The sequence below is a fragment of the Holdemania sp. 1001302B_160321_E10 genome, assembly GCF_015552275.1.
Taxonomy (GTDB): domain Bacteria; phylum Bacillota_I; class Bacilli_A; order Erysipelotrichales; family Erysipelotrichaceae; genus Holdemania.
Map to the genome: position 1 here is coordinate 1 of NZ_JADNEM010000008.1, position 13,086 is coordinate 13,086.

The 13,086-nt window shown below is 49.5% G+C and carries 13 protein-coding genes; 11 read left to right on the forward strand and 2 right to left on the reverse strand.

The genetic code is table 11. The annotated features are described in order from the left end of the window. Window positions 1-618: 618 nt before the first annotated feature. The 8 genes from I2D94_RS06205 to I2D94_RS06240 all read left to right on the forward strand — a co-directional run bounded on the left by I2D94_RS06205 (window position 619) and on the right by I2D94_RS06240 (window position 8,246). Window positions 619-2,616 carry an HTH domain-containing protein gene (locus I2D94_RS06205; RefSeq protein WP_195396018.1) on the forward strand — a complete coding sequence of 666 codons (1,998 nt, stop codon included), beginning with the start codon at window positions 619-621 and terminating at the stop codon, window positions 2,614-2,616. A 115-nt stretch (window positions 2,617-2,731) separates the two neighbouring features. Then, window positions 2,732-3,139, forward strand: coding sequence for a PTS sugar transporter subunit IIA (locus I2D94_RS06210; protein ID WP_072684697.1), 408 nt, complete (start codon window positions 2,732-2,734; stop codon window positions 3,137-3,139). Between the two features lie 17 nt (window positions 3,140-3,156). Continuing rightward, the gene (locus I2D94_RS06215; RefSeq protein WP_072684698.1) at window positions 3,157-3,651 is read left to right on the forward strand and encodes a PTS sugar transporter subunit IIB; all 495 of its coding nucleotides are present in this window, start codon (window positions 3,157-3,159) and stop codon (window positions 3,649-3,651) included. Window positions 3,652-3,682: 31 nt separating this feature from the next. Beyond that, window positions 3,683-4,474: a PTS sugar transporter subunit IIC gene (locus I2D94_RS06220; protein ID WP_195396019.1), complete on the forward strand. Its 792-nt coding sequence runs from the start codon at window positions 3,683-3,685 to the stop codon at window positions 4,472-4,474. Then, a complete protein-coding gene (locus I2D94_RS06225; protein ID WP_006061015.1) occupies window positions 4,474-5,292 on the forward strand; it encodes a PTS system mannose/fructose/sorbose family transporter subunit IID in 819 nt (272 codons plus the stop codon). The genes I2D94_RS06220 and I2D94_RS06225 overlap by 1 nt, the downstream gene beginning before the upstream one ends. Before the next feature lie 64 nt (window positions 5,293-5,356). Next, window positions 5,357-6,253 (forward strand): hypothetical protein, encoded by an 897-nt coding sequence (locus I2D94_RS06230; protein WP_072684700.1) that lies wholly within the window; start codon window positions 5,357-5,359, stop codon window positions 6,251-6,253. Beyond that, the gene (locus tag I2D94_RS06235; RefSeq protein WP_072684701.1) at window positions 6,250-7,059 is read left to right on the forward strand and encodes a ChbG/HpnK family deacetylase; all 810 of its coding nucleotides are present in this window, start codon (window positions 6,250-6,252) and stop codon (window positions 7,057-7,059) included. Before I2D94_RS06230 ends, I2D94_RS06235 begins: the two co-directional genes overlap by 4 nt. After that, complete coding sequence (locus tag I2D94_RS06240; protein WP_195396020.1) at window positions 7,059-8,246, forward strand: N-acetylglucosamine-6-phosphate deacetylase; 1,188 nt, start codon at window positions 7,059-7,061, stop codon at window positions 8,244-8,246. The genes I2D94_RS06235 and I2D94_RS06240 overlap by 1 nt, the downstream gene beginning before the upstream one ends. Window positions 8,247-8,474: 228 nt before the next feature. Here I2D94_RS06240 and I2D94_RS06245 read toward each other — a convergent pair whose 3' ends face one another. After that, complete coding sequence (locus I2D94_RS06245) at window positions 8,475-9,878, reverse strand: amidohydrolase (RefSeq protein ID WP_295770855.1); 1,404 nt, start codon at window positions 9,876-9,878, stop codon at window positions 8,475-8,477. A gap of 205 nt (window positions 9,879-10,083) precedes the next feature. Here I2D94_RS06245 and I2D94_RS06250 point away from each other — a divergent pair, with 205 nt between their 5' ends. The 3 genes from I2D94_RS06250 to I2D94_RS06260 all read left to right on the forward strand — a co-directional run bounded on the left by I2D94_RS06250 (window position 10,084) and on the right by I2D94_RS06260 (window position 12,458). Next, window positions 10,084-10,515 (forward strand): hypothetical protein, encoded by a 432-nt coding sequence (locus I2D94_RS06250; protein ID WP_072684703.1) that lies wholly within the window; start codon window positions 10,084-10,086, stop codon window positions 10,513-10,515. Between the two features lie 33 nt (window positions 10,516-10,548). Continuing rightward, complete coding sequence (alr, locus tag I2D94_RS06255; protein ID WP_072684704.1) at window positions 10,549-11,664, forward strand: alanine racemase; 1,116 nt, start codon at window positions 10,549-10,551, stop codon at window positions 11,662-11,664. A gap of 290 nt (window positions 11,665-11,954) precedes the next feature. Continuing rightward, a complete protein-coding gene (locus I2D94_RS06260; protein ID WP_072684705.1) occupies window positions 11,955-12,458 on the forward strand; it encodes a hypothetical protein in 504 nt (167 codons plus the stop codon). Between the two features lie 64 nt (window positions 12,459-12,522). Here I2D94_RS06260 and yfcE read toward each other — a convergent pair whose 3' ends face one another. Continuing rightward, window positions 12,523-13,065, reverse strand: a complete 543-nt coding sequence (gene yfcE / locus I2D94_RS06265; RefSeq protein WP_072684706.1) for a phosphodiesterase — start codon at window positions 13,063-13,065, stop codon at window positions 12,523-12,525. Window positions 13,066-13,086 lie beyond the last annotated feature (21 nt).

A 13,086-nucleotide genomic window follows, 5' to 3' on the forward strand; every position in this document is an offset into this window, starting at 1 on the left:
TGAGTCCCATTTCTGGAACTCATCTGCGTCTTTCTTGTTTCGGTTTTTCTCTCACCAACACTATTTTTGAAAGAGCCTAAAACAAGAACTACTTAAAATAAATTTGTCTTCCTGCGGAGCTGTTTTCTGATTTTATGCGTATATCATAGAGAGAAACAAAAATCATGAGTTCGAAATATTTCAAGGATTGAATTTGTTTCTCTGCGTCTGGAAAATCCGGACAGACTGATAAGTTATAGACTTCTGTGTCAGAACGCGCGATTAGGGTGCACGTTAGAAACCCTGTGCAGTTTAAACTGAACAAGTTTGCGTCTTTTCAGGGGAGACTTTTCTCTTTACAATTCAGTTTATTGATTAGTCATTGAATCTTTGAAGCGAGATACTGGACAAAGAGATGCCAGGGAAACAATCTTTAATTAATTCAAAGCTCTCATTTTCAGATAATTATAAATCCGCAGCCTTATCTTTTAGCCAGTTGCGCTTTGGCTGAAAAAGTAGACTTTAACTGACATTTGAAATATAATTGGAAATGAAAGAAAAAAGGCTTATTTTAACTAGAATTTGCGTGGTTCAAAAAGTCTACTTTTTGAACCAGCTAAGAAAGTTGGAGGACAAGGAATGGCGAATGAAAAGAAGCGAATCTTACAGTTATTCTACATTCTGACCCAGCAAGACGACTATATCCGCTCTTATGAACTTGCGGAAAAAGTCAGCGTCACAGAACGAACGATAAAGAACGATATAGCTGAACTCGAAGCCTTCGCTAAAGCCAGCGGCGCTGATTTGATCGCGAAGAAAGGAAAAGGTTACGTTCTCAAAGTTTTTGATGAAGAAAAGTTTTCTCCGGTAAAAATACAGCTGGCAATTCATTTTTCAGCGATCGGCGGAACTCCGCGGGCACAAAATGACAGGACGAATGATATTTTGCGCCGGATTATTGTAGAAAAACGATATCTGACTATTGAAGATATCGCTGACGAACTCTACCTCACGAAAAGCTCAATTCGGGAAGAATTGAAAGAAGTTAATTTTTTATTGAATAAATTTAATTTACGCTTGAAAAAACGAAGCGAAGAAGGACCGATGGTCATCGGAAGCGAATTTGATCGTCGGATGTTAATGCTGTGTATTTTTGAAAATCACTATCATGAAGCTGTTAATTTGTATAAGAATACAGATTATCTCTCTTTTTTCGATCGCGAGGATGAGGAACGATATGAAATCAGACATATCTTCCTCAAAGCATTAAGAGAATCAGATTGTCATATCTTGGATGGGAATACGCAGCGCTTATCCCGTTATTTGCTATTGATGGCTTCCCGTTATCAGGCCGGCTGTCCTATTCATTTATCCCGAAAACAACAGGATTACATACGACGTTTCCGGGAATATCGAGTGGCTGAGGAAGTAATTCTGAAATGCGGACAGTTTTCTGGTTTTGACGTGAATGAAGATGAAATTCTGGCATTTGCGCTGCTCTTGGTGTTTTGGGCGGATATTCCGCTGGATTGCAAGCTCGCCGATAATTATTTTGAATTAGCTGAGGAAGCGCAAAAACTGAATGCTGCCTTCTGCAAGTCAGTAAAAAAGGACTACAATGTAGATCTGACTCAAATTCCCAATGAAGATCAGATTCTATGTTCAGGATTAATTCCTTTGCTGGTTCAAAAAGATTTCAACGCTTCGTTTCATAGCGTAAAAAGTCTGCATTCAGAGGATTCGCGCATTCAAGATTGTCCTTTGGCGTCGAAACTGGCACATAATCTTGCCCGTTTGTTCGAAACTCAGTATCATTGTAAATTGAGCTTGTATAATCTGATCACATTTGCCGGCCACCTCAATACGTTGCTCTTGATGATTCCTTATCCGTTCAAGCCCATCCGGGCGATTGTTTCCAATGGCGGCGGATATATTTCGTCAGGAATTCTAAAGCAGATGATCCAGACTCGGTTTGGTTCCTGTTTTGCTTGTCTGGACGTTTATGAACTCTATGAAATGCGGAAACTGCCAGTCGAAGATTACGACTGGGCAATTTTAAGTTATCCTTATTATTCGTATAAATATGACTGGCCGTGCTTAATGGTCAACAGCATTCCGACACAAAGCCAGATGAACGATATCTATAATCAGGTTATTTTATCAGGTGTTCAGCTGCAGTCCGCTCTTGATCATCTGCGCTTGGGCGTATTTACAATTTATCGTGATTTTGAATATGAAAGTATGGACTCTTTTATACAGTTAATCAGCTATAAAATGGGAAAAGATGCGGAGAGCGTCGAGAAGATCTATGCTGATCTTCATTACACTAAGAAAACATGCGTAGCGAACAAAGTTTGCATTTTGTTTGTAAAACGACAATGGGTAAGCAAAGGATTTTTTGAAATTTATCAGTTAAATCAGGAAAGAATATTTGATGAACAGCCGATTTTGCATATCGTTGTGATCAGCGCTGATTTTGACAGCAGTTTGGAGGCCGTAAGATTTGTTAACGATCTTTTAATTTCTTTCTTCAGAGATAATGAAAATTTGTGGATGTTGATTGAAAATCACCGTGTAACCGGATTAACGGAGATCGTCCGCGCAAGTTTAAAGGCTTTGCCAATTTCACTTGGCTAAGGGAAAAAACGAAAGTTTTCCCTTTTTTTTCGGAAAAAGTGAACGTGGTAACGCTTACAAAAACAGGTTATAGTAGGGACGTTGAAGAAATATCCAACAAGAAAGGGGTATCGCATTGCTGAAAATCTTTTTGTCATCGCACGGTCATTTTGCCAGCGGCATGAAAAGCTCTCTGGATATTTTGATGGGCGCTTCTGACAATGTCACCGTGTTTGACGCTTATGTTGATCAAGCGTCAGTTCAGGAAAAACTCGACGCATTTTATGCCGGAGTTTCCGCGGAGGATCAGGTGCTTCTGATGTCAGACTTGATCGGCGGCAGCGTGAATCAGGTCATGATGACCTATCTGCAGAAACCCAACACTACGCTGATCGGCGGCGTGAATCTGGCCTGTGTTCTGGAGCTTTCAACAAAAACGGAGGTCACGGTGGAGGAGATCGAACAGATCGTCGAACAGAGCCGATCAATGCTGAGCGTCGTGCAGCTGCCGGATTTAACAGAAGAACAAGAGGATTTTTTCTAAGAAAGGAGGAAAAGGAAATGATTAAGTTAGTACGTTTGGACGAAAGATTGATTCATGGACAGGTGGCGATCAAATGGTCGCGGCACACTGGGGTTGACCGGATTGTCGTGGCCAATGATGAGGCGGCAGGCAACAAGATCATCCAGCAGAGTCTGATGATGGCCGCCCCGGCAACCGCGAAGGTCACAATCCGTTCAGTTGCCGATTCGATCACGCTGCTGAAGGATCCGCGCGCAGCAGGACATAAAATTCTGGTCATCATCTCCAACCCGAAAGATCTGATCAAAATCTTGGAAGAAGTGAAGGACATTCCGCTGATCAACGTCGGCAACTATGGCCGCATCGCACCGAAACAGGGGGATCTTGCCCGTCGGACCTACGGATCCAATCTGTATGCTTACGACGAAGAAGTCGAAGACTTCAAGAAAGTGCTGAGCTTCGGCATCGAAACTGTGTACCAGACCACGCCGGAAGACAATCCGGAAAAATTAAGCAAAGTTTTGGGTTTATAAGAAAGTTCATTAGGAAAAGAGGAGGAAAATTATGGTATCCGCAGCTTTACAAATTTGTTTAGCGTATTATATCATCTCAATTTTAGATCCCTACATCATGTCCTGGCAATGTCTTAACCGGCCGATCGTCGTCGCTCCGTTAGCGGGGTTGATCTTGGGTGATTTCAAGACCGGCATCATCATGGGCGCATCCCTGGAATCCATTTTCATGGGAATTTCCGCCATCGGGGGCTCGATCCCGGCAGATGCGACAACCTCCAGCATCATCGCAGTCGCTTACACTATTTTAACTGGCGCCGATATCGAAGCGGGTCTGGCGATTGCCTTGCCAATCGGTACGGTCATGGCGTCCATCGCTGGCATGTTCACGCCGATCTGGGCTTCTCTTGCGGCGTATTGGGAAAAGCTGGCTGCAGAATGCAATCCGCGTAAATTCGCGTTCCAGACGATTGGTTTTTCCTGCCTGACGCCGTTGATTAACGTCGTTATCCTGTTCTTTGCGGTATCCTATGGCGTTGAGGGATTGAATGCGTTTCTGGCAAGCATGCCGGCCTGGGTTATGACAGGCTTGGGCGCTGCAACGTCGATGATGTTGGCGGTCGGCTTCGCAATTCTGACGTCGATGATCTGGAACAATGAAGTCGGCATCTTCTTCTTTGTCGGTTATGTCATGGTGGCTTACTTGGGCATGGCGACTTTGCCGATCGCAATCCTGGGCGCCGCGATCGCGATCACGATGTTCATGGGCGAAAAGCGCAGTATTGATTTAAAGAATTCAATGGCGGCTTCCGCTGCGAAAACAGATGAGGAGGATTTCTTCTAATGGAAAAGAAAGTATTGACGCCGGAAGAAAAGAAAGTTTTAAAATCAATGTTCTTCCGTTCCCATCTGGTTTTTACCAGCTTCAACATGGTAAAAATGGAGGCGAATGGTTTTACGATCACAATGGCTCCGGCGATTGAAAGTATTTATAAAGATGATATGGAAGGCAAGCGGGAGGCGTACCTGCGGCATCAGAACTTCTTTAATACCCACGCCGTTCCGTTCAGCTTCATCGCCGGCTTAGCCTACGCGATGGAAAAAGAGCATAAAGAAAAGAACTCGATCGACGGCCAGACGATTGAAAGCATCAAAGCGGCCCTGATGGGACCGACAGCCGGCATGTTTGACAGTCTGTTCTTCAACTGTCTGCGCATCATTGCCGCGGGGATCGGCATCGGTCTGTGCGCGGAAGGTTCGATTTTGGGTACCTTGATCTTCATCCTGCTCTACGGCGTAACACAGTCCATCGTGAAGTATTTCTTTGTAAACTGGGGTTATGTCTATGGTACTTCGTTTATTGATATGGTGTTCTCTTCAGGCTTGATGGGCGCGTTAACCAAAGCGGCATCCGTGCTGGGTTTAATCATGGTCGGCGCGATGACGGCGCAGATGGTCAGCGTCCCGCTGAACTGGACGTTGAACGTCGGTCAAACATCGGTTGTCATCGGCGATGTATTGAATTCGATCTTCCCGGGCTTGCTCGGCGTCATCCTGTTATTTACACTGGTTCGCCTGATCAAGAAGGGCGCACGCCCGACGCAGCTGATTCTGGGGATCTTCGTGTTCGCCCTGGTCGGCGCCTTCTTCCGAATTTTCTAAAATCAGAGTTTAGGCTATGAAGGACTGAGCTTCATAGCCTGTTTTTCCTTCCGGAGGTGAGATCATGAAAGAGGAAATGATGCTGGCGGGCGTAACGCTGGCGCGTCGGTATACGCGTAAACAAAAAGAGGTATTTCTGGCGGAAGTATGCCGGCAGTGCAGGCAGAGGGGATGGAAGACGGAATTTCAAACCCGGCATTCCCGCATCTTGCATGTATGCAATCTGGTGATCGGCGATCTGGCGCACGCAAAGACCGTGATCGCCTGCGCTTATGACACGCCTTCCCATGCCCATTTGCCGATCCGTTATTATCCGCTGAATCCGCGGAAGAATACGCAGGCGGAAGGCAGGAACCTGGCGCTGGAATGGGGGCTTGGGGCGATCTGTTTTCTGATGGCGGCAGGCGCGGTTTATGCGCTGCGCTCGCTCAGCCCGGCGATGAAAGTCGCTGCCGTTTTGGCGGCGAGTTTGGCGGCTTTGTTTGGCGTCAGTCTGCTGCACAGCCGCGGCAACCGCGTTAATTTCAATCGCAACAGTGCTTCCGTGGCGCTGATCTTGCGCTTAATTCAGGAATGGGATCCGAAATCATCCACAGCGTTGGTGCTGGTCGATCAATGCTGCAATTCCTATGAAGGGCTGAAGCTGCTTAAAGAAGCCTGCCCTTCCCGCGCCGAGGTCATTTTACTGGATTGTCTGGCGCAGGGGGAAAAAGTCGTCTGCGCTCATCGAAAAGGGGTTGACGTCGCGGACTTGCTGGAGGAAGATTGGATTAACAAGGAATATGAGGATCCGGATAACGGCTTGCGATTCTTCGAAAACGGCATGCTGCTGGCTTCCGGCGCGATCGAGAAGCATCAGTTCGTTGTCCGGCATACACGCTCCAATCAGGATTGCCATGTGGATATCCCGCGATTGGAGCAGATTTTGGAAAAATTGAAAGGCAGGATGAAAGCGGAATGAGAAAATTATTGTTTCAGAGTGATGACTATGGCTTAACGGATTCCGTCGCCGATGGAATTCTGAAAGGAATTGATCAGGGAATTATTCGCAATACCGGCTTGTTTGTCAACATGCCCAGCTCAGCCCGGGCTGCGGCGAAAATCCGTGATCGCCAGGGAGTCTGCGTCGGCATCGACATCAACCTGGTTGCGGGACGGCCCGTCAGTGATCCGGCAGAGGTTCCTTCGCTGGTGAATCCAGATGGTCATTTTGTGCCTTCGGTTCAGCGCATGCGCGAGGGTAAAATCACCGGCCGGCAGGGAATGTGCCTGTGCTTTGAAGAGGATCCTTACGACTATGAACAAACGTTGCTGGAAACTGAAAATCAGGTCAAGCGGTTTATTGAATTGATGGGCCGCAAGCCGGAATACTTTCATGGTCATTCGATGGCGACGCCCAACACCCGGAAAGCGGCGCGGGTGATCGCGGAGAAATACGATATTTTGATGACGACAGACGTCATGAGCGGCGGCCAGGTTTCCATGATTCCCTGCACATGGACGCCGAAGCCGTTTCCAATCGAGGATCAGCTGAAAACGGATGTGGAACAGGAATTCTTGAAATCGCTGGAAGCCTCGTTATCCCATGAAATCGGTTATTTTATCTGCCATTGCGGTTTTGTGGAAGAAGATTTGATGAAAGAAACAACCTACACGATGATCCGCATGAAGGATCTGGCAATGGCGACCAGCCCGAGAGTCAGGGCATTTCTGCAGGAACATCAGATTGAATTGATCACTTATCGTGATCTGAAGGAGGGACGTTAATGTTTGTACGATCACAGCGGATTGTCACCGATCAGGGAATTGTGGATGGTATTTTGAATATTGACGAAGGCCGGATTGTGGAGATCCTGCCGCCGACCGCGCGCGTCGCGATCACGGTGGATGCCGGAAATCACCGGATTTTACCGGGAATTATTGATACCCATAATCATGGAACGATGGGCTACGGCCTGATGGGCGATCAGGCTGATCCGGAAGCAACGGTCCGTGGTTACTTGAAGGGACTGGCATCCCAGGGGGTCACAGCGTGTCTGCCAACGGCAGATTTCGGCTTGTTCGAAGCGATAGTCAAAGTGGAGCAGGGACCGATTGACGGCGCAAAGCCGATCGGCATCCACAGCGAAGGTCCGTATTTGAACCGCGTGGGGGAAAAAGGAATTGATACCGGACATCCGGATATTGATTTAGAACATGTCCAGGCGATGATCGACACCGCCCAGGGGATGCTGAAGCTGGTTGCGATCGCACCGGAAATCCCGGGTGCAAAAGAAGCGATTGCGCTGCTGACGTCGCAGGGGGTCCGCTGTGCTTTTGCCCACAGCAACGCGATGTATCAGGAGACATTGGAATCTTTTCAATGGGGGATCACGGTCACGACGCACACTGCCAACGTCATGGCGGGGATTCATCATCGCCGGATGGGCGGTCTGGGCGCCTGTCTGCTTAACGACGAGGTTTACAACGAGCTGATCTGCGATGGTCTGCATGTCGCGAATGAAATGATCGAACTGATGCTGCGGGTTAAAAAGAATCCGTTTGACAAGTTCATGATGGTTTCCGACAATGTGCCGATGGCGGGAGCGCCGATCGGCCGGTATCATCTGTCCGGCATGTTCGATGTGAATATTGATGAAAAGGGTTATTGTTTATCGGATACCGGAAGGTTGTGCGGTTCAACGCTGCCGGTGATCCGCGGTATCCGCAATCTGGCGGAGAATCTGCATCTGCCGCTGACGGAAATCGTGAAAATGAGCTCGCGCAATCCAGCGCAGGTCTACGGCGCACCTCAGAAAGGCCGGCTGGCAGCGGGCATGGATGCGGACTTCATCATCATCGACGAGGATTATCAGGTTCTGAAAACCTTCAGCGAAGGGCGATGTGTGTATGATGCTGAGAAAGACATGGATTTGTTCAATCCGGATTTTCTGAAGGCTTGCGCAGCGGAGTAAACCGTTAAAATAGAAATCGAGGCATAAAAAAGAATGGGGATCATGAAACCGGATCGCCCGTTTGTCCTGGAGGACAGGCGGAAGCCATCGCGGATGTTCAACGAACTCCATTCTTTTTTGTTGAAATCAAGGCCGGCCCTGCGCATGGGAAGGATGCCGGCTTTTAGCCTTCTGAATGACGCCGGTATTGCCAGAATGGTCGATCCGGCAGGCGTCAGCAGAGATGATTTATTGGATAATGTGCGGTTTCACATCGCTGGGAATCAGACATTCATAGGTCTGCCCGGCCAGCCGTTCATCAAATTCAGCTTTTGCCTTTACTATGATTTCCGGCTGCTCAAAGCATTTCTCGACTGCTTTTGCCATGACTTCCGCCGCCAGCATCATCCCCTTGTAGGCCAGTGTGGATTTGCCCTGGGCAACCCATTGCCAGGTATGCCCGCCCGCGCCGTAGCTGTAGCAGGCGGTGTTGATCTGAGCTGTCGGCACAACCCAGCTGACGTCGCCGACGTCGGTTGATCCCATCGAACATTCGTCAACACAGCGGTGGCGCAGCACGATATCGCAGATATCGCTGTTCTGGATGTTGGCGATCAGCGTCTTTGGCTCGGCGATGACGGCTGTGACCTCGCTTTCCGGATCGAGCGGATAGGTATCGCGGAATTGTTTGGCGTAAGCGCGTTCAGCTTCGGTATACTCCGGAGCGCCAACCTCAAAGAAGGCCTCTTCCAGAACCTGTTCCAGCGTGAAGTTCGGAATGACGTTGCTTAAGCCTTCGTCAAAGACGACATCGCAGGTTGTGCCGGTCATCAGCGCGGCGCCTTTGGCGATATTGATCACACGTTCATAAAGCTTCTGACATTTTGGATTGGTCGTGGAGCGGACGAGGTATTTGACCTCTGCTTCCGCCTGAACGACATTCGGGGAAATCCCGCCGGCATTGGTGTAGGCGTAGTGGACGCGTTCTTTAGAGTCCATGTGTTCGCGCAGGTAATTGACGCCGACGCTCATCAGTTCGGCAGCGTCCAGCGCGCTGCGGCCCGCTTCCGGATTGCCTGCGGCATGACTGGAAACGCCGTGAAAACGGAAATAACATTGAATGCAGGACTGATGAGAGCCGGAAGATACGACGTTAAGCGCGGATGGATGCCAGGTGATCGCGGCATCGGCGTCCGCAAAGAACCCGTCGCGCGCCAGATAGGCTTTGCCGCTGCCGCTTTCCTCTGCCGGACAGCCGACCATTTTGATCGTCCCCGGCAGCTTGTTCTTTTCCAGATAGTCTTTGACGATCATCGCGGCGGCGATCGACCCGACACCTAACAGATGATGACCGCAGCCATGGCCGGTCGCCATGCCTTCGATCGGTTTGTATTCGGCGACGTCCGCTTCCTGACTCAGGCCGTAAAGTGCGTCAAATTCCGCTAACAGACAGATTACCGGCCGGCCGCTGCCCCAGACTCCGACAAACGCCGTATCCATGCCGCAAAGACCTTCAGTTACCTGGAAACCTTCCCGGCGCAGGAAACCGCTCATGGCCTTCGCTGATTTGTGTTCCAGAAAACCGGGTTCAGCGTAGCCCCACAGTTCTTTCTGCAATTCATATAATGCTTGATTCTGCGTCTTCGATAACACGGTAGAACCTCCTTCACTCATTAAAAAAATGATACTCTGGGAAAGCAGAAAAGTAAAGAAAACCGTTTCCAAATTGCTTTTTTCAATCTCACTTCCCAACGGCAGGAAAAGCTGCCTGTTCATGATTTGTAAGATTCTGTCTGCGGATCGCCCGTTCTCTTTTAAATTTGATTGTGCTATACTGGGAGTATTCAGGAGGTCTTGTATGCTTAAAATTTACAATAAACAGGCGCTGACCCGCAATGAGCGGTTTATTCGGGCAGTTGGATATGGCGTTGGGGCGACTGTGGGACTGACAATTCTTTATGGTCTGATCGCGCGGTTTCTCATGTTCGAATTCTCAGTGGTTTACCTGGCGTTCGGTTATGCAATCGGCACGGTCATCCGTAAATATGGCCGCGGGGTACAGGTGCGGTTTTCTGTGCTGGCGGCCGTGCTGGCGGTACTTTGTTTCCTGTTTGGCGATATGATCGCTTATTTCGGCTTTGGTGTGTTTACGATGGGATTTCAGTTCTTTATGCTTGCGTTCAGGATGGTGCTGCAGAGCCTGATCGGCACAAGCATGAGCGCGCTGTTGTCACTGATGTTCCGCATCGGCGGAGTTTATCTGGCCTATACGACTTCCCGCTTTGTCTAAGCGGCAGGACTAGTCAGGAAAAGAGGGACAGACATGTTTTATCGGGAGAGCTGGGTTGAGGTCGATCTGGATCAGATCAAAGAAAATATCCGCTGGCTGCGCCGGCAGACGGACCGGCAGTTTATCGCGGTGATCAAGGCCAATGGCTATGGCGTTGGCGATGGTCCGGTTGCACGGGCAGCCTTGGAAGCGGGGGCCGCGATGTTGGCAGTATCGAGCTTGGATGAGGCGTTGTCGCTGCGGTATCAGGGGATCACAGCGCCGGTTTTAATTCTGGGCGTTGTGGATCCGTCCCAAGCGGAGCTGCTTCTGCGGTATGATCTGGCGGTGCCGGCGGTATCGCTAAAGTGGGTCAAGGAGCTGGTTCAGGTCCCGGTCAAGGGTTTGAGAGTACATTTAAAGGTGGATACCGGCATGCACCGCATCGGCACGGAGAATCTTGACGAACTGCGGGCGATGCTAACGCTGCTGCAGGACAGCGGCGCCTTGGTGGAAGGCATTTTCACCCACTATGCCTGCTCGGATAATCCGGACAATGAGATGACGGACGATCAGGCGGCCCGTTTCGAGCGGATTGTTCAGGCCTTGAACACGCCTTTTCGCTGGGTGCACAGCAGTAATTCCGATGCAGCGGTGCATTATCCGAAGGCGCCCGGCAACGCGGTGCGCTGCGGACTGGCAATGTTCGGCGTGACTTCCTACGCGACGCCGCTGAAGCCGTGCGTCAGCTTATACAGCCGATTGATTTATGTCAAGGCGTTGCCGGCGGGGCAGCCGGTGGGCTATGGGGCGACCTATACGACGCAGAAAGAGGAATGGATCGGAACCTTGCCGATCGGGTATGCTGACGGCTGGATTCGCAAGCACCAGGGACGGCAATGCTGGATTGAGGGAGAAACCGGCGAATTTGTCGGACGAATCTGCATGGATCAGGCGATGATCCGGCTTCCGCACGCCTTTCCGGTAGGGACGAAGGTCGAACTGTTCGGTCCGCATGTTCCGCTGGAACAGGTGGCGCGGGAGTTGGGAACGATTCCGTATGAAGTTCTGACTTTGCTGAGCGACCGACTGGCGAAGGTCTATCTTGAAGACGGTCGGATCCGGGAAGTCGCTAATCCGCGGCTGGATCGGTTGATGTTGGAAAAATAATCATTGAACCTTCCGTAATCCACAGGATTGCCGAAGGTTTTTTTGTCGTTTTAAGTTGATTTTCATACTGATGCTGCAAACGAGAATTTGAGTTGGAAGGATGGATGCAAGTTTGTTTGGAATTTTTCTATCCGTGAGAAATATCGCGGGAAAAGAGCTGTTATAAAGGGAATGGAACGATTTGAGACAAAAACAGGACAAAAAAAATCGAAAAATTTGTAGAAATTTCTGAAATCCGGGAGGATTTCAGAAAAAAAGCGCAATAGTAATAGTAGGAGGAAATAATTACCATGATTATGAATGTAAAAATTACCTGTTTTCCAACCTTGACGCAGCGCCGCGAGCTTTGCGCCTTAAGCCACAATGCGGCGCAGTTCCGCGAAGAATTGTTTGACGCGATGATTCATCATCCCCAGCGGATTGAAGACGCGCCGCTGCCGGAGGCCTACCAGTCGCTGCCGACGGCGATGCTTCAGCAGGTCTGGAAACAAGCCCAGCGGATGAAAGCCGGATCCAAAAGGGATCAATATCGGATTCGCCGTACGTTGCCATCCTGCCAATGGAAACGTACGGAAATGGAAGTTCGGGAAAATCAGCTGGTTCTGGATTCGATTACCCAGCCTGTTTACTACATCGCGCCAGTCGCCCAACGACATTTGATGAAGCAGGGAGAAGTGGTGAAAATTACGTTAAAGGAAGCGGAGGATCAATGGGCAGCCGTGCTCTGTCTGTTGATCGACGAAAGTAAAAAAGGGCTCTCTGAAGTAGAGAAGCCCATGAAAGGAAAGGTATAGTCTCAAATAAGACTGTCGGACCTGAAAGGAATTGGGCCTGATTGCCGTAAGTGTTTTGTCGCGCTCAGAAGGTAAGCGATTGATAGACTTCGTGATCCTCGGTCATGATCGTAAATCCGTTTTCGTCCAGCAGTCCGTAGGTATGCGGTGAATTTTGTTTTGGCAGCGTGATCGAGCCGGGATTGAGCAGCGTAATTCCGTTTTCCTGACGAATGACAGGAACGTGGATATGTCCAAACAAATAGATATCGCCGGGGAAGCTGTGCGGGGGCGGATCAAGCGGAAACAGATGACCATGCGTCGCCGTAATCCGGTGTCCGCCCAAAAAGAGGGTCGCGCAGTCGCGCTGAATATCAAAATTCAAAAGCATCTGATCTACTTCGGCGTCGCAGTTGCCGCGGACGGCGATGATTTTATCGGCAAGCGGATTGAGCAGCGCCGCGACTTTCTGGGGATTGTAGCCCTGCGGCAGCGGATTGCGCGGGCCGTGATAGAGGATATCACCCAGCAGCAGGATTTGATCTGGTTTATGCCGGGTATAAGCTTCAAGCGCTTTTTCCATATAGTCGGCAGAACCGTGAATATCAGAAATGACTAAAAATTTCATAGCTTGTCCTCCTTATCGCCT

Coding starts and splice junctions, on each gene's coding strand:
- I2D94_RS06205 (WP_195396018.1), top strand. CDS start 619: ATGGCGAATGAAAAGAAGCGAATCTTACAGTTATTCTACATTCTGACC.
- I2D94_RS06220 (WP_195396019.1), top strand. CDS start 3,683: ATGGTATCCGCAGCTTTACAAATTTGTTTAGCGTATTATATCATCTCA.
- alr (WP_072684704.1), top strand. CDS start 10,549: ATGTTTTATCGGGAGAGCTGGGTTGAGGTCGATCTGGATCAGATCAAA.
- I2D94_RS06230 (WP_072684700.1), top strand. CDS start 5,357: ATGAAAGAGGAAATGATGCTGGCGGGCGTAACGCTGGCGCGTCGGTAT.
- I2D94_RS06250 (WP_072684703.1), top strand. CDS start 10,084: ATGCTTAAAATTTACAATAAACAGGCGCTGACCCGCAATGAGCGGTTT.
- I2D94_RS06215 (WP_072684698.1), top strand. CDS start 3,157: ATGATTAAGTTAGTACGTTTGGACGAAAGATTGATTCATGGACAGGTG.
- I2D94_RS06240 (WP_195396020.1), top strand. CDS start 7,059: ATGTTTGTACGATCACAGCGGATTGTCACCGATCAGGGAATTGTGGAT.
- I2D94_RS06235 (WP_072684701.1), top strand. CDS start 6,250: ATGAGAAAATTATTGTTTCAGAGTGATGACTATGGCTTAACGGATTCC.
- I2D94_RS06225 (WP_006061015.1), top strand. CDS start 4,474: ATGGAAAAGAAAGTATTGACGCCGGAAGAAAAGAAAGTTTTAAAATCA.
- I2D94_RS06260 (WP_072684705.1), top strand. CDS start 11,955: ATGATTATGAATGTAAAAATTACCTGTTTTCCAACCTTGACGCAGCGC.
- yfcE (WP_072684706.1), bottom strand. CDS start 13,065: ATGAAATTTTTAGTCATTTCTGATATTCACGGTTCTGCCGACTATATG.